The sequence below is a fragment of the Aquimarina sp. AWH4_224 genome (assembly GCF_056160245.1).
Map to the genome: position 1 here is coordinate 298525 of NZ_JBSWWU010000001.1, position 24458 is coordinate 322982.

Sequence of the window (24458 nt, forward strand, 5' to 3'; positions counted from 1 at the left end):
GGTCTTCATCTTCAGTTATATAGAAAGGATTAACCAAAACTTATTACAGATGAAAAGGGCACTCTATATAACGATATTAACCATTGTATTAGGATGCAGTGGAGATGATGATACTAATGTTATAATCCCGCTAACTGGTGTAGATGGAGTCTGGAATTTGGTAAATGTTACAGGTGGTTTTGTGGGTACAGATCATGATTTCGAAAGTGGGTTAATTACTTGGGATTTTGAAGAAAGTAGCCAAACCGTCACTATTACCAACAACAATACTGATAATACGCTGGAGGATTCTTTCCCTTCAGGGACCTATACGTATACGATCATTACTGCTCAAGGAGGTAATCAAGAAATGTTGGTTGATGGACGTAACATCGGTAATTTTGAACTCACAAGTAATCAATTTACCTTAGATGAGACTTTTAGAGACGGTTTTCGTTTTATATTTCGACGTTAAAGACTAATTCTTCTGCTACGTGGATGTTTTACTTGGTACGAAAACTGTTTCTCCAGTTTTTGGTTAGGTTGCATATCTAGCTTCCAGGTCATTATACCCTTTTTTGAATCGTAAACCGATTGATCTGTTTGAATTTCATCTAGTTTGATATCTTTATTTTGGGAAACAGGGATACGATCTTCTACCGTGATATTTATGTTGCTTTTTTTGTTGTTTTTGATGGTGATTTTATACGCTCGATTTACAATTTTACTATTACCATAAAAGTTTTTGCTTTTGAAATTTTTGAGTTGTTCTCTTTTCACCACAATATTAGGATCAACACCTAAAGAGACAGTCAAAGTGTCCGCAGTATGCAATGGATCTATATTTGTTTTGCCTGCATAACTACCTTCAAAGTAGATGTTGGCTTCTCCAGCAAGTAAATTGAACTGTTCCCAATTAGCAAGTTTTGCGGTTAGAAATACATTCTCATTTAATTCTGGAGCTACATAGTGATTGTAATCTGTTCGAATTTCAAAATTATCTATTTCTATTATCGTAATATCAGCATTAGAAGGGATACTGTATTTTTTCTTGATTTTGAATCGAGTATTGGTAATTCCTTCTTCTTTCACTTCGACCACCTCATTATAATACTCTTTTTTTTCTTTTTTTCTGGCATAACTAGATCTTGGAGAATAGCGACCAGATGACCCAGAAGTGGAATACCCTGTAATTACCACTTCATCTAAAACGGAAGCGTCTTCTTCTAAAGAAATATTCATCACCGAAGAATAAATCGGAAGGGATTGAGAAGAAAACCCTATGTACGAAAATGAAAGCTCTCTACCCTCAGTAACTTCTAGTGTGTAACGACCATCAAAATCAGTTTGCGTCCCATTTGAAGTGCCTTTTTCTATAACGTTTACACCGGGTAAAGGTAATCCACCATCGTCCAGGACAATTCCGGTAATGGTCTTTACAGTAGGGTTGTATTGATAACCATATCGTTTTATTGCATTTTGCTGTCGGTTACTACCATAGCTAAAGTTTAAATATTTTGGCGAAACGTTGGGTTTGATATTATTGGTGTTTGGATCACCAGTGGATAGTATAATGTTTACGTTATTCCAAGGAGTTCCTGTTTGCTGATATACATTGGCTTTGTAAGCCATTTTGATAGGATCCTTTATACTTTTGGATTTGATATCATATAACGGAAACCATCCCGCTTGGGTAACATTGTATTGTATCACAAGACTTAGTGTAGTAGCTACCGGTGCATCTAGTTTCACTCTGATTTCTCCTCGTTGTTCTTTGGTATCGTCATCCAACTTATCAATTTGCTGGGTAATTGCAGATATTTCATCAGATAGACGATCTATTTTTTGTGTATGCGTATAGGTTTCATTCTGAATCTCAATTGCTCTATCTCTATAATAAGCTGATATTTCTTTTACTTTTTCCAAAGAAAGCGATTCTGTTGTACTCGCGATACGCTGATTGTTTTCTAATAATTTTTTTTCTTGACCAAGTCCAGTTATGATATTTTCTAGCTTGTTTTTTTCAAGTAGTAATTGTTCTAATTGCTTTTGAAGGGCTGTTAACTCTTCAGAATTTTTTCTTTTTTCCAAATAGTCAATTCCAAAATTTATTGACAATATAGAAACATTTTTAAGTCCTGAAATCTGAATACTATTCTCATTAATTGTAGGGGATAGGTCATGGAGTAAAATTTCGTTAGTCCCTGGTTTTAAAGAAATATCAGCGGTTCTTTTTATTCGAGCACCAGTTAGATATACGGTGACTTCTTCAATATTTGATGCAGTCTTTTTTCCAGTATTTGCAATCGCAAGGTTGGCAATCAAAAGTAATATGGATAGTAATAAGGCTCTCATAGTGGTATAATTTTTGGTTACTATACGAATGTATCCTAATCTATACCCGTATGAAATGTAAAATGAGTGAAGTAGTATTTTTATTGAGTAAACATGATCATCGCTTAAACGATCAAGAAAATATGGAATAGAGAAGGGGGATTTTCCCCTCCCTAATTTTAGTTAAACTCCCCTTACATCGTGTTTACCTAATCTATACTTTTGAAACATCACTTTATCACACTAATAAACAAAAATAATTATGAAACGGCTGTTACTTCCTTTAGCACTTATTGCATTTGCTGTTATATGTTTGAGTATTGTACATATAGACAATGTAAATAAGCTTGATGCGCAATCTGAAGAGTTGCGAAAGAAAATAAATTCTGAAAATGGGACAGAACAATTAGATACCGCTACTCCAGAAATGAAATGAATAGATAAGGATACCATTCTTATTAATGAGTAGGGCTTATTTATGTTTTATATTCGTCCAGTATCACGTTATTTAATATATACTGGATAAATAAAAATTTAGTTAATATTACCTAAATTATAATCTGTTTGTATTTAGTAGGTTACATGATTTTACTATAAATCCAAGTACAAAGACTTAGCTAGATTGACGAATTCTAGTTCATGCTCTACGAATACTAAAAGTCGAAATGGGAATTAAATATTGGTTTTACTTTTATACCGTAAAAAAAGTAAGGTCTTTTTTTGTTCCAAATTGTTTTAATCCCAAAATAAAATGAAAAGGTTACTACTACCAGTATTATTAATTTGCTTTGCTATCTTTTGTTTATCTTACATACATATTGATAATATGAACAAGATAAACGAGGAGAAGGCCGCTATAGAAAAGCAAAAAGAAGAAGCCCTTCTTCTTACGGAGTAGTCAACGAATAGGTTACTCTTGTTCTTATTGGTCAATGAACAGTGCCTTAAGCTCAGGGGTAGGAATCATACAGCTATCCTTTTTACCAAACCATTTGTACCTATTTCGGGCGATAATATCATATACCCAATCCCTTAAGAATTTGGGAAGTATTAAAAAAACAGACAAAAGGGGATACCCACCCCTTAAGTGTTTTGCGATTTGCAATGCTGCAGTAGATTTATGGTAATACGCTATTCCTGGATCAATCAAGAGAATAGAATCTATTTCCTGGGTATTAATATTTCTTTCGGCAATTAGTTTTTGACCGATTTCACTTTGCAAAGAAGCATACACAAACACTTTGTGTTTGTCACGTTTGATGATAAAATTAATAGCTCCGTTGCATAAATTACAGACACCGTCAAAAAGAATGATTTTTTTCCCTTCTTCAATCATAATACAAAGATACGACGAATAATTTAGTGGCTTTTGCGCTTTAGTATTTTGTTATGTATTATTTCACAATCACGGATTCAATAACTTCTTGTGTAGTTATTTGAAGGTTTTTCGGGAGTTTGTTGTCTTTAGGGAGTACAGCAAGATATCTATCGTTATTAGAATCGTATACCTGTTTAAAAACAGGATTTTCTAGAACCATAGACTCGCATAATTCTTTGATCAAATCAAAATGATATGATAAATCATTACTCCCAAGATGAAAGATCCCTTTTTTATTTCTATTGATGATATAATGGATTTGCTGAGTTAGTTTAGAAATGGTGGTCGCATTAATAATCACATTAGGAAAGACCTCTATCGGCGCTTTAAGATCGCACAAGGTTTTTAGCTCTTGAATTCTTGGAGTAGCAGGCCCAAAGATCATGGGTACTCTGGCAATTACATATTTGGAAGTAGGAAGACGCATCAAAGCATTTTCGATTTTAATCTTAAATCTACCAAAAACGCTATTACTTAGCGTTTTATCAAATTCATACGACGGATAGTTACTAAAAGAATCAAATACATTAGCACTAGACATAAAAATTAATCTTGATCGATGAGTTTTGATCCAGTTGATGATCCGTTGATGAGCATCTAATTGCGAATTGAAATTTCCTCTAATCGCAGAAATAATAATCGCAGGTTTTAAATTATCCAGAAGAATAGAAATATCCTCTAATTCCATGTCATATTGGAAAAATTTCTGATTTTTTTCAAAGAACGTATTGTCCTTGCAATAGGTTCCATAGGTATCATAATAGGAATTGAGCTCTTTGTATAGAGCATTTCCTATAAAACCACTGGCTCCTATGATCAGAATTTTTTTCAAAATGAAACGATGCTAAAAAAATTAAGTTTCAAACATTACATATCTGTAACCTTGAAACTTAATCCTATTACTTTTATTATATAATTATCCTTTGTAAAATGGTAATTTAACTACTGTAGCAGGAATTGCCTTTTTACGAACCTGAATATTAATCTTACTATCAGGTTTAGCAAAAATGGTAGGAACATATCCTAATCCTATACCTTTACCCAAAGATGGAGACATCGTACCTGAGGTTACATTACCGATAACATTTCCATTGCCATCTACAATATCATACCCTTGTCTAGGGATTCCTCTTTCGTCCAATTCAAAACCTACTAGTTTTTTCTCAGCTCCTCGCTCTTTCTGCTTCCCTAATTCTTCGGCGTTGATAAAATCTTTGGAGAACTTGGTGATCCACCCTAAACCAGCTTCAATAGGAGAGGTGGTGTCGTCAATATCATTACCATAAAGACAGTATCCCATTTCCAGACGTAGTGTATCTCTAGCTGCCAATCCAATAGGTTTGATTCCAAAATCAGCTCCAGCTTCTAGTACTTTATCCCAGATTTGTTTTACTTCGGTATTCTTGCAATAGATTTCAAAACCTCCACTTCCAGTATATCCCGTTGCCGAAATGATTACATGTTCAATACCAGCAAAATCAGCCACTTCAAAAGTGTAGAATTTCAAAGCTTCGAGATCTACAGAGGTTAGAGATTGCATAGCAGCGGCAGCCTTTGGACCTTGGATCGCCAATAAGGAGTAATCCTCAGATAAGTCACGCATTTCTGCACCCATACTATTATGACTACTGATCCAATCCCAATCCTTTTGAATATTAGAAGCGTTAACTACCAATAGATATTTTTCGTCTGCTATCTTATATACGATTAAATCGTCAACAATACCACCTTTATCGTTGGGCAAACAACTATATTGTGCTTTACCGTCAATTAGCTTTGATGCATCATTAGAGGTTACTTTTTGGATAAGATCCAATGCGTTGGGTCCAGTGATCAAAAACTCTCCCATGTGCGAAACATCAAAAACGCCAACCCCATTTCTTACAGTTTCGTGTTCTATATTCACACCTTCATAGGATACGGGCATATTATATCCTGCAAAAGGAACCATTTTGGCGCCAAGAGCAATATGAGTTTCTGTTAATGCAGTATTTTTCATTGTTAGCAGCTTATTTAATTGAAGGCCGAATGTAAAAAACTTTGGGTAGCTACACAATGCTTTTTTGTTATAATCTTGATAAATTGTTAACTAAAGTGCTCTACTTTTACTGCTACTTATGATATTCGCAATTTTCGTACAACTATCTCAATGATTATATATTTTGAACGGCCCTAACCAAACTTTTAATATCTTTAGAAAACATACCTAACTTTTAAACTGTTTGATCATGCCAACAGCAGGATATTCTGGAACACCCCTTGCAAAGAAACTTGGTATTAAAAAGGGGAATGCAATATTGTTATATAATGCGCCTAAGCACTACTATGAGCTTTTCGCAGATTTTCCCGAAGGTGTGACGGAACTTGATGCTGTTGCAGAAGAGGTGGCTGATTTTATACATATTTTTTGTACCTCTTTAGAAACACTTAAAGAAGTAGTACCTGAATACAAATATGCTTTGAAAAAAAATGGAATGCTTTGGGTGAGTTGGCCAAAAGGTAGTTCCAAAATTACTTCGGATCTGAAAAGAGATCCTATTAGAGAGTACCTCTTGAATATTGGATTGGTAGATGTTAAAGTAGCCGCTGTAGATGAAGATTGGAGTGGATTAAAGTTCATGTACCGAGTAAAAGACAGAAAGTAAAAACAAAGAACAATAAGCAACCTTTTTCTTTGTAGATCATCTCCTTTATAAAAGATCAATACCATGAAAAAGCATATCATCATTCTATTATTAAGTGTTGCCTTTGTTTCCTGCTCAAACGACGATGATAATCAGAACCCTAAAGCAATAGTTATTGGCAAATGGAAATTGGTCGAAGCATTGGTCGATCCTGGGGATGGTAGTGGAACATTCCAACCTGTAGAAAGTAATCAAACTATCACTTTTTTTGAAACTGGTAGCGTGGTGTCAGAAAACGGATCACTTTGTAATATTTTTTCGGAATCTGCGGAGACAAGTACGGGTACGTTTTCGTTTGAAACCAATACTTTGGAAATCGGTTGTGTGGATGATGTGATTACACTTACCTTTGAGCGCACTACGTTAAATCTAATTATTTATTACCCTTGTATTGAAGGATGTGCTTTTAAGTATATAAGGGTCGATTAGTACACAAGAAACCTTCAAAAAAACATAATATTCGCAAATTATTTCTACATCGATTTTATAACCAAAACGTTTTTTGACTTAAAATTTTGCTGATTTCCCATAAATCAAATTAAATAATAATAGGATTCATGAAAATTGAACATCTTTTATTAAATGATTGTTGGTAAAATGTTAAGAAAACAAAAAAATATATACCTTTATGATGTATTATTGTATCGTTGGAAAGGGAAATACACATAAGGAACAGTTACTTTATTAAAGGTATTAATGAAGGAAACAAAGAGGCTTTTAAAGTGCTTTTTGAGCTTTATTATGCCAAATTGTTATTTGTGGCTAGCAGCTATATTTCCAACAAAGAAGATGCTGAGGAGATCGTACAAGATGTATTTGTAAAAGCCTGGAAAAAAAGAAAAAATATTTCTTCAAATATCAATGGTTACCTCTTCAAAATCACTAAAAATAAGTGCTTAGATTATTTACGATCTAAAAAAGGAAAGCTAAGTGCTTTGGCTAATAATGTCTCACAAATTGAGGCTTATATCAATCATCAGGCATTATCAGATCTCGATTCGAATACAATTATCGAAAAAGAATTAGAACTTCAGATACAAGCAGGAATTGATTTGCTACCTGAGAAGTGCAAAAAAGTTTTTGTAAAAAGTCGAATTGAAGGCTTGAAAAACAAACAAATCTCTGAAGAATTGGAGATATCTATCAAAACTGTAGAGAACCATATGTCTAAGGCTTTAAAGCATATGAGACTGCATCTTCGCGAATTTTTATCTTTTTTTTAAACTTTGAATAGGGGGTAATACTTTTTTTCTCGTCTTTATATATATAACACATATATAGATGCAGGAAAAGGAACTCATAAAATATATAAAAGGTGAAGCTAGTCCAGAAGAAGTAAAGGAAATCTTAAAATGGATTAGAGAAAGTAAAGAACACCAAAAACGCTATGCTATTCTTAAAGCCAACTACGTCGCATCCAATCTTGATCGTTTGGATCATGAAGATGTAGGCTCAAGTTATAAGAAATTTTCTTCTAAAAGAAATAAGAAGAAAAACAATTTGTACAAAACAGCTGTTGCAGTGATATTACTTCCTTTGCTGATTTGGCAATCTTATACTTATTTTCAGAATGATGGTCTAATTGTAAATCAGGATAAATTTTCTACTGTTGTTGTAAAAAATATAGCGACAAATTATGGCGGACAGAAAACCATCAACTTACCAGATGGATCTACAGTAATATTAAATTCGGGAAGTTCGATTTCTTATCCCGAAAACTTTAGTGATACTTTACGTCAAGTAACCTTAAAAGGAGAAGCATATTTTGATATCGAAAGAGATGTCACAAAACCTTTTATAGTGCAAACAGATCGCTTAAAAGTAAGAGTACTAGGAACTTCTTTTAATGTAAAATCATATCCCAAGGATGATAAAATAGAAACAACTTTAGTTTCCGGTAAAGTAGAGGTGATTCAAGAAGAGATTGAAGCGCCTGTTGTATTAACTCCTTCTCAAAGAGCTACATTTCATAAAGAAGAAAGTGATATCAAAATAGATCAAGTTGATTCTGATAAAATTGTTGCCTGGAAACAAGGAAAATTAGTGTTTGATAAAACTCCATTAAAACAAGTAGTCCTGGATCTAAAGCGAAAGTATGATGTTGAATTTGTAATAGAATCAGATTCGTTATTGCATTATCGATATACGGGAGAGTTTGACAACTTAAGTTTAGAAGATGTTCTGGAGCTGATCAAACTTTCTTCATCAATAGATTATAAACGTAAAAACAATAAAATTATGCTAAACTCAGAATAAGAAAAAAAAGAGGGTGTTGCAGCACCCTCTTCATATCGGTCATTTAATTAAACTCAGAATTGAAATAATTAAAATCAAACAAAATTATGAAAAAAAACCATTCGGGAGTTTTCTTGTCGAGAAAACATCTCATAAGAATTATGAAAATCTACTCGCTACTTATTTGTATTACCCTATCGAAGTTATTTTCATTCAATACTTATTCCCAGAATATTTCGATTTCGTTAAAAGAGGCTACGTTAAAAGTAGCTATCGAAGAAATTGAAGAAAAGAGTGAATTTCGTTTCTTTTATAACAACAGTTTGATAGATATCTCCAAAAAGGTATCACTTACGGTGAATAACGAAAAGGTAAAAAGAATCCTAAACGATTTATTTATAGGGACAAATATTGATTTCAGCATCTATAAAAATCAAATAGTGCTTTTTCCACATGATGGAAAAACTTCAGAAGAAACCTTTAAAAAGGTGTTAGATTACATCAAGAAGAATGCGGAAAATTCGATACAAAGATCTGCAATGCCTACTAATTTCAGCTTTGCTCAAAATCGAATTAGAGGGACAGTAAGAGGATCCGATGGTGTTCCTCTACCTGGTGTTAATGTGGCGATAAAAGGAACGAACAGAGGAGCGTTAACCGATTTTGATGGGAACTACGAACTGGATGCTAATTTCGGAGAAACCATGGTATTCTCTTATGTAGGATTTGTTACTCAAGAAATTAGTATTGATAAGAATAGGATAGATGTCACGCTGCAAGAAGATGTTAGTACCCTTGATGAAGTTGTGGTGGTAGCTTATGGTACGGCTAGTAGATCTTCTGTAGTGGGGTCAATTGCACAAATCGAATCCGAGGATATAGAAAGAAGACCAGTAACTAATGTACTTACTGTATTAGATGGGGCAGCTCCAGGGGTAAAGATTACTCCAGCAAATGGGCAGCCAGGATCTAGTCCTGCTATACGAGTTAGAGGTTTTGGTTCTATTAATGCATCTAATAGCCCATTAATCGTGGTTGATGGTGTCGAATTTGTAGGTAATTTTTCCAGTCTTAATCCAAATGATATTGCCAATGTGACCATACTTAAAGATGCAGCATCTACCTCATTATATGGGAGTAGAGCAGCCAACGGAGTGGTAATTATTACTACGAAAAAAGGTAAGAAAGGAAAAGATACTTTTTCTATAGATATAAGTCAAGGTGTAAGTACAAGAAGTATAGGAGAATATGATAGATTAGATCCAGCTCAATATTATGAAGCCATGTGGGAAGCGTTGCGAAATAGTCTCTCTATTTCTGGTAATACCCCTCTAGCAGAAGCAAATCAACAAGCTACCGACGAGATTTTTGAAGAACTGGGGATCAATCCATTTAATGTTCCCAACGATCAAATTGTATTACCCGATGGGAATATTAATCCAAATGCCAGTTTGCGATATGATGATCTGGATTGGCAAGAACTTTTGGTACGCACAGGATACCGCTCAAACTTGAATTTTTCTTATAGTGGTTCTAGTGAGACAACAGACTATTTTGCATCTTTAAGTTATTTGGAAGAGGATGGATATATCATCAATTCAAATTTTGAAAGAATTACAGGTAGAATAAATATCAATAGTCAGCTACACAAAAATTTTAAAACAGGGATCAATTTATCAGTAGCTTCATCAGAATCGAATAATGCTAACGATGGAGGAAATACCAGTTTAGTAAACCCGTTCCGTACAACGAGATTAATTGCACCGATATATCCTGTGTTTTTACACGATGCTGATACAGGAGCTTTTGTTTTGGATGAAAATGGAAACAGACAATTTGATAGTAGTAATAGTAGGGTAGGAAGTTCTGCGGGAAGAAATGTAATTCAAGAAACGATATTGAATAGGGATTCTGATAAGATATTTTCGGTAAACGCCAGAGCTTATACAGAGTTTAAGTTTTTGAATGACTTTACTTTTACGTTTAACGCCGCTATGGATAAGCGTTTTTTTAGTAATATCCAGTTTAACAATCCAATAGTTGGAGATGGAGCTCCGGATGGAGTAGCTGAAAAAGATGAAATTACTAACACAACCATCAATTATAATCAACTTTTGAGGTACAACAAAAGCATTGGTGAACATGGTATAAGTGTACTATTAGGACACGAAAGTTTTGATACCGAAAGAAACTTTTTTACCGCAAACAGAAGAGGGCAAGTAGTGGATGGTAATATTGAGTTGATCAATTTTACAACCACTCAAGATGTAGACTCCAATACTCGAAGATTAACAAGAGAAGGATATTTCGGGAGTTTTAATTACGATTACCGAAATACGTATTATTTATCCGGCTCATATAGAAGAGATGCCTCCTCAAGATTTAGCGATGGTAACCGATGGGGAGATTTCTTTTCAGTTGGTGCCTCATGGAGATTGGATCAAGAAGCATTTATTAGTAGTGTAGACTGGATTAATTTATTAAAAATAAGAGCTTCATACGGGGAGGTTGGTAATGATAACCTGCTAGATGCCGCTGGAGTAAGTGATTTTTATATTAGTCAAGGATTATTTGACCTTGGATTTAATAATCAATTAGAAGGAGGTATTTTATCGGCTACTACTGGTAATCCAGATATCACCTGGGAAACCAATATTCAATCTGATGCTGCAGTAGAATTTGGATTTTTGAATAACAGAATTTCAGGAACGATTGAATATTATAGAAGAAAATCAAAAGACTTATTATTTCTAGTGCCAATTCCAACAGCTTCTGGCTTGGATACTAAACCCGATAATATCGGTAGCATGGTCAATAATGGTTGGGAGTTTGATTTGAATTTTGGGATCATCAATAGTGCAAATTTTGATTGGAAATTAAATATAAATGCGGCTACAATAGCTAATGAGATTACAGAATTACCGCAAGAAGAAATCATTAATGGTACTAAGAAACTAGTCGTAGGTGGTGATATTTTTGCCTTTTTCCTTAGAGATTGGTATGGTGTAGATCCAGATGATGGTTCTGGTTTGTTTGTGTTAGACCCAGAACTTGGTGCTATTGGAGATAGTGATGTTCGAACAGCTACTGATGGAACAATTGTGACCACCAATCAAAACAAGGCTTTACGAGATTTTGTTGGAACTGCTGTTCCAGATTTGTTTGGAGCATTTACCAATACGTTTAGATATAAGAATTTTGATCTTGGATTTACATTTACCTATCAAATAGGAGGACAGACCTATGATACAAACTATGCTAATCTTATGGAATCTGGTGAGTTTGGAGTAGCATTAAGTACTGATATCTTGAGACGTTGGCAACGACCAGGAGATATTACCGATGTGCCTAGATTAGATGCAAATCAAACAGCTGCTTTCGGTGCGGCGTCTGATAGATGGCTGGTGAATTCAGATTTCCTTGCGCTACGACAAGTGAATATGTCATATAATTTTGACAAGGATTTGGTGAACAAATTGGGACTTGCAAATGCTAGAATATATGTAAGTGGAGAAAATATTTTTGTAATTAATGAACGCAAAGGTCTTGAACCTGGTCAAAGGTTTAATGGTACTACATCAAACCGATTTACTCCTTCAAGAGTAATTTCATTAGGATTCAACGCAATATTTTAAAAAAAAGAAATCATGAAAACATATAGAAGATTATTGATGTTCAGTATGGTTTTATCCGGTCTTGTATTTAATTCTTGCTCAGAGGATTTCTTGGATGAAACACCCACAGAATCAGTTTCTATAGAAGAAGCGACGGCAACAACTACCAACTTATTTACCATTGTTAATGGTATACATAGATCATTGTATATTAGGTATGGCTCGCAAGGGAGAACAGGAGTAGGAGCACTTATGTTACAAAATGAAGTGCTTGGGGATGATTTTGTAATGACTTCAAGAGCTAATGGTTGGTTTATAAATGCATATCAGTGGAATGATCATACCAATGCTGCAGATGCCGATGATTTATTTCCTTATAGAACTTATTATAGAATTATTAGAAATGCTAATACAGTAATCAACGGAGCCGACAATGCTATGGGGCCGGACGAAGAAAGAAATGCAGCCAAAGGACAGGCTTTGGTATATAGAGCTTGGGCACATTTTCAACTCGTCCAGTTATACGGCATTCGATACCAAACGGGCCAAGTAAATGATCAAATGGGAGTACCTATTGTATTAACTACTGCATTTGAACCATTACCACGTTCTACCGTTGAAGAAGTGTATACTCAAGTCAACGAAGATCTGGATGAAGCCATCATACTTTTGGATGGATACGGCAGACCAAATAAATCTCACTTGGATCAGAGTGTAGCACAAGGATTAAAAGCTAGGGTGGCATTGGTACAAGGAAACTATGCTACTGCTGCGGATTTTGCTGAAATGGCCAGGGCTGGGTATCAGTTGATGTCAAGAGATGACTATTTTAATAATTTTAGTGATTACGAAAGTGATGAATGGATGTGGGGAAGCCATATCGTAGAAGACCAAAGTGATACCTTTGGTAATTTTGGAGCCTTTATTTCTAGGAACTTCAGTTCTTCTAACATACGAGGTAATCCAAAGGCTATTAATAGTCTATTGTACGATACCATGTCTGATACTGATGTACGAAAATCATTGTTCGATCCCACCGGAGATCATGATGTATTACCTCCTGGAGTTGTAATTTCATCAAGACATCGTAAACGACCATTTACCAGTCAAAAGTTTATTGCTGAAGGAGTAGGAGATAGTAGGATGGATGTACCCTATATGCGGGTTTCTGAAATGTATTTGATTGAAGCTGAAGCAAAGGCGAGATTAAATGATCCTACAGCTGCTGATGTTCTCTTGGTGATTGGTGCCGAGCGAGACCCAGCGTATACCAGATCAACTAATACAGGAACAGCTTTGATTGACGAAATTTTACTACATAGGCGTTGGGAATTATGGGGAGAAGGTTTTAGGTTTTATGACCTAAAACGAACAAATGCCGTGCTTAATAGAAATGGTGCAAACCATTCTACAACTCTGGCAGTCGTTTTCGACGTTCCTGCTGGCGATAACAGATGGCAATGGCTTATTCCTCAACGCGCATTGGATGCTAACCCTTTATTAAGGCAAAATCCATTGTAATTAAGCCTTAATTAATAAACTGAATTATATAATTGTTTAGTTTGTGTTAGCCTTTTGTAATGAGTTCAATTGTTTTGTAAAAAACATTGGACTCATTATCAAAGTGTTTTGATGATTAAAGCATTGCTTTATCCATTTGCTTTTAAAAAACAAAGTTTTTTTAGATCTCTGGATAAATTAATCTGTACTTTTAAAATATGAAATTTCATATTCTAAAGGAGATGACTGTTTACCAGGATTTTTTGAGAATAAAAAAAGCCTGGATCAAACACGACCGTTTTGACGGAGCAAGTAGTGTTACTTATGATCGAGAATGTTTGGATAAAGGAGATTTTGCGACGGTATTATTGTTTGAAAAAGATACGAAACAAATTATTCTGGTTAAACAATTTCGATATCCCAGCATTCATCATGGTGATGGTTGGGTCCTAGAAATTCCAGCTGGAGGAATAGAAGTAGGAGAGGATCATCAGGAATCTGCTATTCGAGAAGTATATGAAGAAACGGGATATGTGATCAAGAATCTTGAGCATATGGTTACTTGTTATACTTCGCCAGGAATTACCACAGAAAGAATGATTTTATATTATGCAGAAGTAAATCAAAGTGATAAAACAGGTAATGGAGGAGGAAATATACATGAAGACGAAGATATCCAACTACACAAATACAGTATCTCAGAAATCAAACAGCTTTTACTATCAGGAACCATCAACGATGCAAAAACAGTCATTGCTTTACAATGGTATTTGCTTCATAAAATTTAGGAGATAGATATACTATTTAAGATTGGTTAGGATAAAATCCAGCTTTTTATTGGTATTCAAATTTTGAGCAAAAGAATCGGTAACATGCTTACTGCGATTGGCAAGCCCCAGTTCCTGTAAACGTAAGATACTATCTTTATTTTCTAAGGTCACTTTACCGGTAAGTAATAGATTCATATCCTGCTCAGAGTGGTAGTAATCATATACTTTCTTTAATCCGGTAAGGTATAAGTAATCTTTGGTAAATCCACCTCCTCGATGCACTCTAAGTGTGATCTGCCAAGCAGCTTCGCGATCTAATTTGTATTGGCTATATAACAAATCAAAAGTACCTTTAAAGTCGTATCCTTTGATCAGACTATCAGCAGCAATAACTCTATAGGCAAGTTCTTTCATTCTTTTCAAAGTCAAGCTTCCTGACATGTATTCGCTAAATACTGCTAGCCCTTCCTGAGTTTCCGTATTGTTTACAAAACCATTTGAGAATACTTTTAGCGGTTGACTTTTTCCATTGAAAGTAGTCACCATATGTACTCCAATTTCATGATTGGCTAGTACTTTTAACTCATTTTCACTGAATTTGTAATTCCTTTTTAATACCAACGTTTCAGAAGCGTTTAATACCATAGCAGAAGCCGAAATATGCGTGGATTTTTTGATATTAAAATCAAAATCATATCGTTCTGAAAACTCATTGAAATAACTTTCAGCTTCATCAACAGAGTACTTCTTGATCATACTGTCAGGAACAGGTTCGTCCTCAAAATGAAGAATAAAACGAGCATTTTCTACATCACGCTCCTTAGGTGTTCCAAATACTTTTAAAGAATTGTAATAAAAATTCTTTCCGCTCCCTATGGTTTCTATGCATTGTATCAGGCCAGAATATTCGTAAATAATATCTTGATATAGCTTTCTGATCTGTCTATCCTCGATACGCTCTAATTTTTGATCAAAAAATAATCGCTGCATTTTATAAGGGTTAAACTTGATCTTGCGATATTTGAAAGTGGGATTTTTCCGGTATTTGCTGGTAAAAAACAGTTTTTTTTCCTGCTCAATATTCAAAGGATTAAGAAAATTGAGTAATTCAATATTCTTGACCAGACGATCCAAATTTTGATCGATCTTAAAAAGATCACTATAGGTAGCTACAACATCTTCAATCATTATCTTGTCGTTGATTCTTTAAGGATTCGAGAATCACAAACTAACTGCAAAAAATGCAGATTAACAAATAGGTTAGCATTTAATCAATGAATCGATCAAAAAATGATTTTGCGTGATCGGGGAGTATGGTTTTTAACTGTGTTTCTATAGCGTGAACCACTTCAGGATATAGAATATAATTCAGTTCATCGCAATATATTTTCGAAAATTCCGTAGCGAGCACCAGAGTGTTCTCAAAGTTTTCGGTGATGTATTTTAGAAAATAACCATTCCCTTGAAAGGTATCATTTATGGCCGCAGATGTTTTCTCAATATGTGGAAGCTTTATGTTAGACAGCGCATTACACCAAGATTGTACAAAGGCATCGTATTTGGTGTGATCAATATTTTTGGTCCCCAAGTTGATAATAGGCACTTCTCGATCCCATCGCCGCCAGTTGTACGAGTGCATATCATAAACGATTGCAGCTCCATGTATTGACTCGATTTTTGAAATCAAAGCCTGAACAACTTTGTAAAAATTATGATGCTTTTCAAGAGATCGACGCTTTATTTCAGGTAGTAAAGGTGTTTTCCAAAGCTTTTTGCCCCATGCATCCTCATAAACCGCAATTTCAGGAGATCTGTTTAAATCATATTCAAATCTTGAGTCACATCCGGCGATAACGATAGGATGACTTTGTACCATTTGTCGGGTAGCAGGATCCTCTTCATACCAACGATCGTATTCAGAATGTAGGCAGTACTCCCAAAGCTCTTTTCGAAATTGATGGCCATCATGTACGGCTGCACACACATAATAGTCATAAGCCTCGATTTTCAAAGTAAAAGAATAGTCGTTCGAAACAGCATGGAAAGGTTCTTCCCGGTGTATTTTTTCAATAATATCCTCAATGGATAGTTTAAGCATCATCTACAGTTTTTCTGAGTTTCGCTTTGCGATCGAATCTATTTACACGTTGCACTACCTTATCTTCGATAAAATCAACTACCTTTTCTTGTAGTCTTACTTTATATTTTTTATTAATATATGTAATTCCTCCAGGACTCATCACATTTACTTCGACCAACATTCCATTAATAACATCGATCCCTACAAAATACAACCCATCTTTAACTAATTTGGGTCCAATCTTTCTACAAAGTTCTTTTTCGGTCTTCGTTAGTGAGTGTTTTACTACAGAACCTCCAGCGGTTACATTAGATCTGTGATCATCTTCCCCTGGAATTCTTCGCATAGCTCCGATGGGTTTCCCGTTGAGGATCAATATACGTACATCACCTTGATCTGCACCTTCTATGTAATCCTGAAGAATCACATAATTACTAGATCCATCTTTGTTATCGATATAGAAATCCAGCAAAGATCTGATACTTCTCATCGCTCCTTTTTCGATCAGGATCACTCCAGAACCACCAAAACCATTTAATGGTTTCAATATCATCTTGTCGTTAGGAGCCTCTTTGATGATCTTGATAAGGTACTCTTTGTTTTTGGTAACATGAGTTTTAGGAATAAAATGAGTTTCCAAATCATCAAATGCTGCGGTATATAGCTTGTTGTTGGATCTACGGATACCGTCGATATCATTCATGATAAAAACATCGTCTTTTACCGAATCCAAAAAGTTAAGCATGATCATATCCAGAGGAGGATTACTACGTAAAATGATAACATCAAATCCAGCCAACGGCAGCATTTCATCCCTAAAAGTAGTTTTGGCATGAAAGGATTTCATTGAAGAAGATATCTTTTCGGCTCTATTGATTACTTTACAAAAAGAGAAGGTAACACTGTCCCTAATCGTCAAATTATAGGGAGTAGCAAGAGCAACACCATGTCCTCGTTTAGCACATTCATGAATAAGTGTTAGGGAAGTATCATTTTCAGGATCTATTTCTTCCCATGGATACATTAAAAAGCAAACATTCATTATAGACGATTTTTGAATGTGAAAATTTACGTTTTTTATTAGAAAATCAAGAAAAAACCTATAATAAAGTTTCTTCTCTTTTCAAACTATTATTCGCATTCGATGTTAACCCCCACTTTATTTAATTTTTTCCATACGGGATGACTTGTAGGTTGCGGTGAAATATCAAAACGCACTAAATGTTTGTTTTCCTTTTGACAGGTTGTGTGATTTACTATAATGAAAAGCTCAACGGGTTGTTTTGTAATAAAAGCATCATAAGTTAACACTTTACCGACAAAGGTTGTTTCATCGATTTTTTCGAAAAAAGCCTTTGATTTTGGGATTTGATTCTCATTATCGTTGGATTTTGCAATGATATTCATGAGTCCGTCGTAATACATTTCAAGCTCTTTTTCTATTTTTTTTGTGGTTAAACTTGGATTTTGATCAATTTCCCACAAAAAAACATAAGAAAAATAATCCTTTGCTCCTTCGGTTCCCCATCCAGGAGCAAATTGTACGTACTCTACACCGGTATATGCTAATGAAGGCGCAAAATCTAAGGGAAGTTGAAGAATTTCACTTCTCCAGCCATCTGGTGCAGAAAGCTTGTTTTTGACAGATTTTTCTGGGCTACATTGTAAGAATAATAAAAAAAATATAAAAAAAGGTATGGTTTTTGTCAATTTCATTTTTGAAGTATTATTTTAGTGCTAAAAGTACTAAATTGTATTATTATAGAATTTTCATAGATTTGTGTTAAAGCAAATGGAATACAAAACCTACAAAATGAATTATTATAGAACATTTTTACTATTGCTCTTTTTCGTGATTCAGGTGGCCCCAGCTCAAACTGAACAGGATAGAAGAGAAGCCGAGATCATTAATATCCAGAGGGACATCGTTGCCAAACTTACTGGGCACGAACCTATTAAGGGTAAAAAGAAACTAAGCAGTAGATTTACCAATGCCGAGAGAAAAGCAACGGCCGACTATTTAGTAAATTCTTTAAAAGACATTGGTTTAAAACCAGTGAAGGAAAATTATAACGTTCAAGACAAAAAGGGAAATCAATATAACGGAAATAACGTTTATGCAGAAATTCCTGCTACCAATGGTAGCGACGAATGGGTGTTGATTTGTGCACATTATGATACCGTAGAGAAAAGCCCTGGTGCAGTTCATAACGCAACAGGTGTTGCAATTGCTTTTTATGTGGCTAAAAAAATTGCAGAACTAGATGTTCGAAATAAAAACTTTATGGTTGTATTCTTTGATCATTGGAAAAGTAATATGATTGGTACTCGAATATTTACCAAAAAATTACAAACCGATGGATATAACGTACACTCCATGCACAGATCAGATTATATGGGATGGGATAATGACGAAGATCGTGCGATAGAACTATTGGCGTCTAGCATTAGCTTGGAATCCTTATATCGTATCGAATCTCCAGTACCTGTGTATAAGCGTGAAGTAGCTACTCCAGAAAGTAGATTCTTTTCTAACTTTGGTTATGAAACAGTTACTCTTACAGCAGAATTAAAAAATGCAGATAATTCTCCTTTTGTTAGACAAAGCGAGGACAAGTATACGACGGTTAATTTTAAATATTTGGCGTCAACTACAGAGATTACCTATAATGTAATGAAGGCATTAGCCACGGAATAAGAAAGATCGGAAAATTTTATAACGAAAGAGTTCTTACTGCAGTAAGAACTCTTTTAGTTTTTGATAACTATCAATAGAAATACTTTGCTTTTCTTTATCAAGAACACTTTGAATTTGTTCAGGAATGTCAACAGTAACATTCAGTGTGTCTTCAACAATATCAAGAAATTTTACAGGATGAGCAGTTTCCAGGAAAATGCCATAGTCTGTCCCATTTAATTGATGTTTTTTTAAACCTAAATATCCTACTGCACCATGAGGATCTGTGATATAACCACTAGTGTCATATACGCTTTTCATTGCTTCTTTGGTGTGTTGATCATCAAAGCTATATGCAGAGAAGGAATCCTTTAATACTTCAAAATTATTGTCAAACAACTCCTGAATTCTAATAAAATTACTAGGATTACCTACATCCATTGCATTTGATATGGTTGCCTTTGAAGGTTTAGGCTCATACTTTTTGGTTTTCAAATACGAAACAACGGTATCATTGATATTGGTAGAAGCGATAAAATGCTTTACCGGGAGACCTAATTTCTTAGCGACGATACCTGCACAAATATTTCCAAAATTACCACTAGGAACCGAAAATGTAATTTCCTTTCCTTTATGTTTTACTTGCTTATAGGCAAACAAAAAATACAATAGTTGTGGAAGCCATCTGGCTACATTAATTGAATTTGCTGAAGTTAGTTGAACACTATCAGTAATACTAGTGTCTAGAAATGCAGTTTTGACCATGTCCTGGCAATCGTCAAAAACGCCATCAACTTCTAATGCGGTAATATTTTGACCAAGAGTTGTCAACTGCCTTTCTTGAATATCACTTACTTTTCCTTTGGGATAGAGAATCACAACTTCGACTCCCTCGACTCCTAAGAACCCTTTTGCTACCGCTCCTCCTGTATCGCCAGAAGTGGCTACCAAAACAGTAACCTTGTTTTTATTATGTTGATTAAAATAACCCAGACACCTTGCCATAAAACGAGCACCTACATCTTTGAAAGCCATGGTGGGACCATGAAACAATTCTAATGTACCTATGTTTTCTTGGATATCTACTACAGGGAAATCAAAGCTCAGAACATCTTTCAAAATATCTTTGAGTTCTTCTTCAGGAATTTCATCACCTACAAATTGTTGGATCGCCTTAAAAGCAATTTCAATGTTATCCAGCGTATCAATAGTTTCAAAAAAACTATCGGGCAAGGGAGTTATGTTTTCTGGAAAATATAGGCCTCTGTCCGGTGCTAGACCTTTGATAACAGCTTCAGAAAAGGAAACCTTTGGTGCATTATGATTTAAACTATAATATAACATTTGTTAGCAGATTAATGGTTGAGTACAGCCGAAAATTCAATTTCGACCAAAATTTCGGGATCAATGAGTTTAGATACTTCTACTAGAGTAGTAACAGGTCGTATTTCTTTAAAAAATTCTCCATGTGCTTTTCCTATCAATTCCCATTTTGAAATATCGATACAGTACATTCTTGTACGTACTACATTATTAAGGTCTGCTCCAAGATCCTTTAATGCTTGTTCAGCAATTTTGATGATACCTACAGTTTGTTCATATTCATTTGCTCCGCTGGCGGTGGTTCCGGAAATTTCAATAGTATCACCTATTTTGATAGCTCTTGAATATCCTACAATATTTTCCCAGGGAGCTCCAGTACTTATTTTCTTTATTTCTTTCATTATGAATCGATTATTTTAACGCCTTGATCATTAATTTTTGAGACATGGATATCAAACGCAAGTCCCGTCGTATCATACACTTCTCGAATTGCAGCAGCAACATGATTAGCTGTTTCAGTTCCTTTGCTAAGCGCAAAGATCGAAGGTCCAGATCCTGAAATACCACATCCAAGAGCTCCTTTACTCATTGCAGCTTCTTTTACTGCATTAAATTCGGGTATCAGAATGGATCGCAATGGCTCAATAATGACATCCTCCAGACTACGACCAATAAGGTTATAATCCTCGGTATACAATCCAGCTACAAGCCCACCAACATTTCCCCATTGCCGAATCCCATCTTTGAGGGTGATATTGGATTTAATTACAGAACGAGAATCTGAAGTTTTCACCTCGATTTGTGGATGAATTACGGTCATCATTAAATCTTCCGGAGTATGTAATTTAATCACATCGAGAGGAGTGTAACTACGTACGAGGGTAAAGCCACCCAAAAGGGCAGGGGCTACATTATCCGCATGAGCATTACCACTTGCCAGCTTTTCTCCTTCCATAGCAAATGCAATAAGATCCAAAGGTGAAAAAGGGTTGCCTAGTAAATGATTAACCGCCCAAACCGCTCCGGCACTGCTGGCAGCACTACTACCGATACCGCTTCCTGCTTTTATTTTTTTATAGATTTCTATATCTACTCCCAGAGGGCGATCGTACTTTTTAAGCATAGCTTCGACAGCAACACCTGCTACATTTTTGTGTGTTTCTACAGGGAGATCAGCACCTTCGATTTTGGTGATTTTTACACCTGGATCTTCATGCAGGGAAATCACCATTTCGTCACCTACAGTATCCAAACAACATCCTAACACATCAAATCCACAGGATAGATTGGCTACAGTAGCAGGAGCGAATACTTTAATACGTTTGTTCATCTCCACTATTTTTTACCTATTCTAATGATATCTGCAAAAATTCCTGAAGCAGTTACATCCGCTCCGGCACCTGCTCCTTTAACAATAAGAGGCTGTTTTGGATACCTGTCTGTATAAAAAAGAACAATATTATCACTACCCTCAAGGTTGTAAAAAGGATGATCGGCAGGAATGAATTGTAGTCCTACTTTTGCAGTACCATCTTCGTATTGTGCTACATATTTCAATCGACTATCTTTTGTATTTGCCTCCTCAAGAATAGATTTAAAATGAGACTCATTTCCAGTTAGGGAGGTGAAAAAATCCTCCACGTTATTGGTTTCCAAACTATCAGCAGGTAAGAAAGAATCATTTTCAATATCTTCTAGTTCCATGATTTTACCACTTTCTCTGGCGAGAATCAAAATTTTACGAGCTACATCGACACCGCTTAGATCAATTTTTGGATCAGGCTCGGTATATCCTTCTTGCTGGGCTTGTTTTACTATATCATGAAAGGTAACACCTTCTTTGTAATTGTTGAAAACAAAATTGAGACTTCCAGAAAGTACAGCCTGTATTTTGTGAACATTGTCTCCTGAAGCGATAAGATTATTGAGCGTGTCTATAATCGGTAAACCGGCACCTACGTTGGTTTCGTACAAGAACGAAGCATTAAATTTTCTCGATAGGTTTTTCAACTCTTCGTAGTTGTTATACTCATCAGCACAAGCAATTTTGTTACAGGTCACTACTGCCATACTTTCGGCCAGGTAATATTTGTAAATTTTGGCAATATCTGGATTAGCGGTATTATCTACGAATATGGAGTTTCGTAGGTTCATCTCCTTTGCTTTTTCAAAAAATGCCTTAGCATCTGCCTTTTCTCCATTATCCAATGCTTCTTCCCATTGATCTAAAGCAATACCTCCTTCATCAAAAATCATTTTTCGAGAATTCGACATACCGACTACTCTAATTTTTAGTCTTAATTTATCTTTAAGGTATTTTTTCTGCTGATCTAGCTGTTCTAATAATTTGCTTCCCACATTTCCTACACCGGTAACAAACAAGTTTAATTGTTTTGTCTTCACCTCAAAGAATCTTTCGTGTAGCGTATTCAGTGCTTTTTTGATGTCTTTTTCTTCGATGACCACAGAAATATTTTTTTCTGAAGCTCCTTGTGCAATGGCTCTAATGTTGACATTGTTTTTTCCTAAAGTACTGAACATTTTACCACTCAATCCCTGATGAGAATACATATTATCTCCAACCAGGGCAACAATGGCAGCTTTTTTTTCAATTTTTACAGGATCTAATCTCTTTTTAGCAATTTCAAATTCAAAAGTAATATCCAAAACCGTTTTGGCTTTTGACGCTTCAGATGCTTCTATCGCCAAACAGATGGAATGTTCTGAGGATGCTTGAGTGATGAGAATCACATTGATGTTATTAAGAAAAAGCGTTTCGAACAAACGTTTTGAAAAACCTGGAATACCCACCATACCACTACCTTCCAAAGAGATAATGGAGATGTTATCGATATGGCTGATCCCCGTAACTGGTTTTTCCCGATCCGAGACTTCTCTTGTGATTAATGTCCCTTTGACTTCGGGTTCGAAAGTGTTTTTGATAACTATAGGTATATTTTTATCCAATACCGGATGGATAGTAGGAGGATAAATCACCTTTGCTCCAAAATGAGATAGTTCCATGGCCTCATGATATGAAATATGAGCTACAGGTTTGGCTTGTTTTACCAATTTTGGATTGGCGGTATACATACCGCTTACATCTGTCCAGATTTGTAACTCATTGGCATCTATTGCAGCGGCCAGAATTGCAGCCGTAAAATCGGATCCTCCTCTTCCTAGAGTAGTGGGTTCTCCATCTTGTGTTCTTGCCACAAATCCTGGAAACAGGCATACTTTGTGTTTTGTAGCAGAAGCAAACTCCTTGATTCTTTGATTAGTTTCTTTATAATCTATAGAAACTTTTGAGTTTACAGTTTTAACAATCAGGTCTCTTGAATCCTTTAGAAGAATATCAAGCCCTTTTACTTTAGCCGCTTCAGATATAATATAAGAAGACAACATTTCACCAAAACTTGAAATTACCGAAGCGGTTTTTTCAGACAATTCACTTAATAGAAAAACTCCTTCACAAAGAGATTCTAGTGCATTAAGTTCAGATTTTACTTTACTGATAATAGCACTTTGTGAGGTGATAGGAATTAATTCTTTTATGGCATCAAAATGCCTTTGCTCGATAGTAGCAAGCGTTTGTTTATATTCTTCATTATTGTTTGAGGCTTCTTCTCCTGCCTGTAGTAATAGATCTGTAATTCCTCCCATCGCAGATACTACCACATACAAAGGTGTGGTAGATGATTGGTTTTCAATGATATGAATTACCTTTTCTATGGTAGCCGCATTGGCTACAGACGAACCTCCAAATTTTAGAACGTTCATAATATGTTTTTTAGATTGAAATAAAAGTGATAAAGCTTAATTTTCGGCAGCTTACTCGCTATAAACTACGTACTCTTTCTGTGGTGATATATAATGCATTAACC

At 35.2% G+C, this 24458-nt stretch carries 22 protein-coding genes; 10 read left to right on the top strand and 12 right to left on the bottom strand.

Annotated elements, in window-relative coordinates; translation table 11 throughout:
* Positions 1-49: 49 nt before the first annotated feature.
* Entirely contained in the window at positions 50-454 is a 405-nt protein-coding gene (locus ACXAGJ_RS01320) for a hypothetical protein (protein WP_474836423.1), read from the top strand.
* On the opposite strand, the gene ACXAGJ_RS01325 is transcribed toward ACXAGJ_RS01320, so the two are convergent.
* A complete protein-coding gene (locus tag ACXAGJ_RS01325) occupies positions 451-2334 on the bottom strand; it encodes a mucoidy inhibitor MuiA family protein (RefSeq protein WP_474836425.1) in 1884 nt (627 codons plus the stop codon). The genes ACXAGJ_RS01320 and ACXAGJ_RS01325 overlap by 4 nt on opposite strands.
* 241 nt (positions 2335-2575) lie before the next feature.
* Here ACXAGJ_RS01325 and ACXAGJ_RS01330 point away from each other — a divergent pair, with 241 nt between their 5' ends.
* Complete coding sequence (locus ACXAGJ_RS01330; RefSeq protein WP_474836427.1) at positions 2576-2749, top strand: hypothetical protein; 174 nt, start codon at positions 2576-2578, stop codon at positions 2747-2749.
* A 486-nt stretch (positions 2750-3235) separates the two neighbouring features.
* Here ACXAGJ_RS01330 and ACXAGJ_RS01335 read toward each other — a convergent pair whose 3' ends face one another.
* The 3 genes from ACXAGJ_RS01335 to gcvT form a co-directional block, all read right to left on the bottom strand.
* Positions 3236-3649, bottom strand: coding sequence for a thiol-disulfide oxidoreductase DCC family protein (locus ACXAGJ_RS01335; protein WP_474836429.1), 414 nt, complete (start codon positions 3647-3649; stop codon positions 3236-3238).
* 58 nt (positions 3650-3707) lie between these two features.
* On the bottom strand, positions 3708-4523 hold the full coding sequence (locus ACXAGJ_RS01340; RefSeq protein WP_474836431.1) for a sugar nucleotide-binding protein: 816 nt from the start codon (positions 4521-4523) through the stop codon (positions 3708-3710).
* Positions 4524-4607: 84 nt separating this feature from the next.
* Positions 4608-5690 (bottom strand): glycine cleavage system aminomethyltransferase GcvT, encoded by a 1083-nt coding sequence (gene gcvT, locus ACXAGJ_RS01345; protein ID WP_474836433.1) that lies wholly within the window; start codon positions 5688-5690, stop codon positions 4608-4610.
* A 229-nt stretch (positions 5691-5919) separates the two neighbouring features.
* Here gcvT and ACXAGJ_RS01350 point away from each other — a divergent pair, with 229 nt between their 5' ends.
* The 7 genes from ACXAGJ_RS01350 to ACXAGJ_RS01380 all read left to right on the top strand — a co-directional run bounded on the left by ACXAGJ_RS01350 (position 5920) and on the right by ACXAGJ_RS01380 (position 14512).
* Entirely contained in the window at positions 5920-6336 is a 417-nt protein-coding gene (locus tag ACXAGJ_RS01350) for a DUF3052 domain-containing protein (protein WP_474836435.1), read from the top strand.
* 63 nt (positions 6337-6399) lie between these two features.
* Complete coding sequence (locus tag ACXAGJ_RS01355) at positions 6400-6804, top strand: lipocalin family protein (protein WP_474836437.1); 405 nt, start codon at positions 6400-6402, stop codon at positions 6802-6804.
* A gap of 218 nt (positions 6805-7022) precedes the next feature.
* On the top strand, positions 7023-7598 hold the full coding sequence (locus tag ACXAGJ_RS01360) for an RNA polymerase sigma-70 factor (protein ID WP_474836439.1): 576 nt from the start codon (positions 7023-7025) through the stop codon (positions 7596-7598).
* Positions 7599-7656: 58 nt separating this feature from the next.
* The gene (locus ACXAGJ_RS01365) at positions 7657-8631 is read left to right on the top strand and encodes a FecR family protein (protein ID WP_474836441.1); all 975 of its coding nucleotides are present in this window, start codon (positions 7657-7659) and stop codon (positions 8629-8631) included.
* Positions 8632-8717: 86 nt separating this feature from the next.
* On the top strand, positions 8718-12245 hold the full coding sequence (locus ACXAGJ_RS01370) for a SusC/RagA family TonB-linked outer membrane protein (RefSeq protein ID WP_474836443.1): 3528 nt from the start codon (positions 8718-8720) through the stop codon (positions 12243-12245).
* 12 nt (positions 12246-12257) lie between these two features.
* Entirely contained in the window at positions 12258-13745 is a 1488-nt protein-coding gene (locus ACXAGJ_RS01375) for a RagB/SusD family nutrient uptake outer membrane protein (RefSeq protein ID WP_474836445.1), read from the top strand.
* Positions 13746-13942: 197 nt separating this feature from the next.
* Positions 13943-14512, top strand: coding sequence for an NUDIX domain-containing protein (locus ACXAGJ_RS01380; protein ID WP_474836447.1), 570 nt, complete (start codon positions 13943-13945; stop codon positions 14510-14512).
* Between the two features lie 12 nt (positions 14513-14524).
* On the opposite strand, the gene ACXAGJ_RS01385 is transcribed toward ACXAGJ_RS01380, so the two are convergent.
* The 4 genes from ACXAGJ_RS01385 to ACXAGJ_RS01400 all read right to left on the bottom strand — a co-directional run bounded on the left by ACXAGJ_RS01385 (position 14525) and on the right by ACXAGJ_RS01400 (position 18290).
* The gene (locus tag ACXAGJ_RS01385) at positions 14525-15682 is read right to left on the bottom strand and encodes a flavohemoglobin expression-modulating QEGLA motif protein (protein ID WP_474836449.1); all 1158 of its coding nucleotides are present in this window, start codon (positions 15680-15682) and stop codon (positions 14525-14527) included.
* A 79-nt stretch (positions 15683-15761) separates the two neighbouring features.
* Positions 15762-16592: an N-formylglutamate amidohydrolase gene (locus tag ACXAGJ_RS01390; RefSeq protein ID WP_474837121.1), complete on the bottom strand. Its 831-nt coding sequence runs from the start codon at positions 16590-16592 to the stop codon at positions 15762-15764.
* On the bottom strand, positions 16585-17616 hold the full coding sequence (gene gshB, locus ACXAGJ_RS01395) for a glutathione synthase (RefSeq protein ID WP_474836451.1): 1032 nt from the start codon (positions 17614-17616) through the stop codon (positions 16585-16587). The genes ACXAGJ_RS01390 and gshB overlap by 8 nt, the downstream gene beginning before the upstream one ends.
* 89 nt (positions 17617-17705) lie before the next feature.
* A complete protein-coding gene (locus ACXAGJ_RS01400) occupies positions 17706-18290 on the bottom strand; it encodes a hypothetical protein (protein WP_474836453.1) in 585 nt (194 codons plus the stop codon).
* Between the two features lie 97 nt (positions 18291-18387).
* Between ACXAGJ_RS01400 and ACXAGJ_RS01405 the strand changes: the two genes are divergently transcribed.
* On the top strand, positions 18388-19272 hold the full coding sequence (locus ACXAGJ_RS01405) for a M28 family metallopeptidase (protein ID WP_073313409.1): 885 nt from the start codon (positions 18388-18390) through the stop codon (positions 19270-19272).
* A gap of 33 nt (positions 19273-19305) precedes the next feature.
* Here ACXAGJ_RS01405 and thrC read toward each other — a convergent pair whose 3' ends face one another.
* From thrC to thrA, 4 genes are read right to left on the bottom strand one after another with little or no spacing between them, the layout of a single operon-like run.
* Complete coding sequence (gene thrC, locus ACXAGJ_RS01410; RefSeq protein WP_474836455.1) at positions 19306-20595, bottom strand: threonine synthase; 1290 nt, start codon at positions 20593-20595, stop codon at positions 19306-19308.
* A gap of 11 nt (positions 20596-20606) precedes the next feature.
* Positions 20607-20975, bottom strand: a complete 369-nt coding sequence (locus ACXAGJ_RS01415) for a RidA family protein (RefSeq protein ID WP_474836457.1) — start codon at positions 20973-20975, stop codon at positions 20607-20609.
* Positions 20975-21904 (bottom strand): homoserine kinase, encoded by a 930-nt coding sequence (locus ACXAGJ_RS01420; RefSeq protein ID WP_474836459.1) that lies wholly within the window; start codon positions 21902-21904, stop codon positions 20975-20977. Before ACXAGJ_RS01420 ends, ACXAGJ_RS01415 begins: the two co-directional genes overlap by 1 nt.
* 5 nt (positions 21905-21909) lie before the next feature.
* Positions 21910-24354 (bottom strand): bifunctional aspartate kinase/homoserine dehydrogenase I, encoded by a 2445-nt coding sequence (thrA, locus tag ACXAGJ_RS01425; RefSeq protein WP_474836461.1) that lies wholly within the window; start codon positions 24352-24354, stop codon positions 21910-21912.
* Between the last annotated feature and the right edge of the window lie 104 nt (positions 24355-24458).

What these genes read in the sequence shown, in the direction of transcription:
- ACXAGJ_RS01320 (WP_474836423.1), top strand. Translation starts at nt 50, where the DNA reads ATGAAAAGGGCACTCTATATAACGATATTAACCATTGTATTAGGATGC.
- ACXAGJ_RS01325 (WP_474836425.1), bottom strand. Translation starts at nt 2,334, where the DNA reads ATGAGAGCCTTATTACTATCCATATTACTTTTGATTGCCAACCTTGCG.
- ACXAGJ_RS01330 (WP_474836427.1), top strand. Translation starts at nt 2,576, where the DNA reads ATGAAACGGCTGTTACTTCCTTTAGCACTTATTGCATTTGCTGTTATA.
- ACXAGJ_RS01335 (WP_474836429.1), bottom strand. Translation starts at nt 3,649, where the DNA reads ATGATTGAAGAAGGGAAAAAAATCATTCTTTTTGACGGTGTCTGTAAT.
- gcvT (WP_474836433.1), bottom strand. Translation starts at nt 5,690, where the DNA reads ATGAAAAATACTGCATTAACAGAAACTCATATTGCTCTTGGCGCCAAA.
- ACXAGJ_RS01350 (WP_474836435.1), top strand. Translation starts at nt 5,920, where the DNA reads ATGCCAACAGCAGGATATTCTGGAACACCCCTTGCAAAGAAACTTGGT.
- ACXAGJ_RS01355 (WP_474836437.1), top strand. Translation starts at nt 6,400, where the DNA reads ATGAAAAAGCATATCATCATTCTATTATTAAGTGTTGCCTTTGTTTCC.
- ACXAGJ_RS01365 (WP_474836441.1), top strand. Translation starts at nt 7,657, where the DNA reads ATGCAGGAAAAGGAACTCATAAAATATATAAAAGGTGAAGCTAGTCCA.
- ACXAGJ_RS01370 (WP_474836443.1), top strand. Translation starts at nt 8,718, where the DNA reads ATGAAAAAAAACCATTCGGGAGTTTTCTTGTCGAGAAAACATCTCATA.
- ACXAGJ_RS01375 (WP_474836445.1), top strand. Translation starts at nt 12,258, where the DNA reads ATGAAAACATATAGAAGATTATTGATGTTCAGTATGGTTTTATCCGGT.
- ACXAGJ_RS01380 (WP_474836447.1), top strand. Translation starts at nt 13,943, where the DNA reads ATGAAATTTCATATTCTAAAGGAGATGACTGTTTACCAGGATTTTTTG.
- ACXAGJ_RS01385 (WP_474836449.1), bottom strand. Translation starts at nt 15,682, where the DNA reads ATGATTGAAGATGTTGTAGCTACCTATAGTGATCTTTTTAAGATCGAT.
- ACXAGJ_RS01390 (WP_474837121.1), bottom strand. Translation starts at nt 16,592, where the DNA reads ATGCTTAAACTATCCATTGAGGATATTATTGAAAAAATACACCGGGAA.
- gshB (WP_474836451.1), bottom strand. Translation starts at nt 17,616, where the DNA reads ATGAATGTTTGCTTTTTAATGTATCCATGGGAAGAAATAGATCCTGAA.
- ACXAGJ_RS01400 (WP_474836453.1), bottom strand. Translation starts at nt 18,290, where the DNA reads ATGAAATTGACAAAAACCATACCTTTTTTTATATTTTTTTTATTATTC.
- ACXAGJ_RS01405 (WP_073313409.1), top strand. Translation starts at nt 18,388, where the DNA reads ATGAATTATTATAGAACATTTTTACTATTGCTCTTTTTCGTGATTCAG.
- thrC (WP_474836455.1), bottom strand. Translation starts at nt 20,595, where the DNA reads ATGTTATATTATAGTTTAAATCATAATGCACCAAAGGTTTCCTTTTCT.
- ACXAGJ_RS01415 (WP_474836457.1), bottom strand. Translation starts at nt 20,975, where the DNA reads ATGAAAGAAATAAAGAAAATAAGTACTGGAGCTCCCTGGGAAAATATT.
- ACXAGJ_RS01420 (WP_474836459.1), bottom strand. Translation starts at nt 21,904, where the DNA reads ATGAACAAACGTATTAAAGTATTCGCTCCTGCTACTGTAGCCAATCTA.
- thrA (WP_474836461.1), bottom strand. Translation starts at nt 24,354, where the DNA reads ATGAACGTTCTAAAATTTGGAGGTTCGTCTGTAGCCAATGCGGCTACC.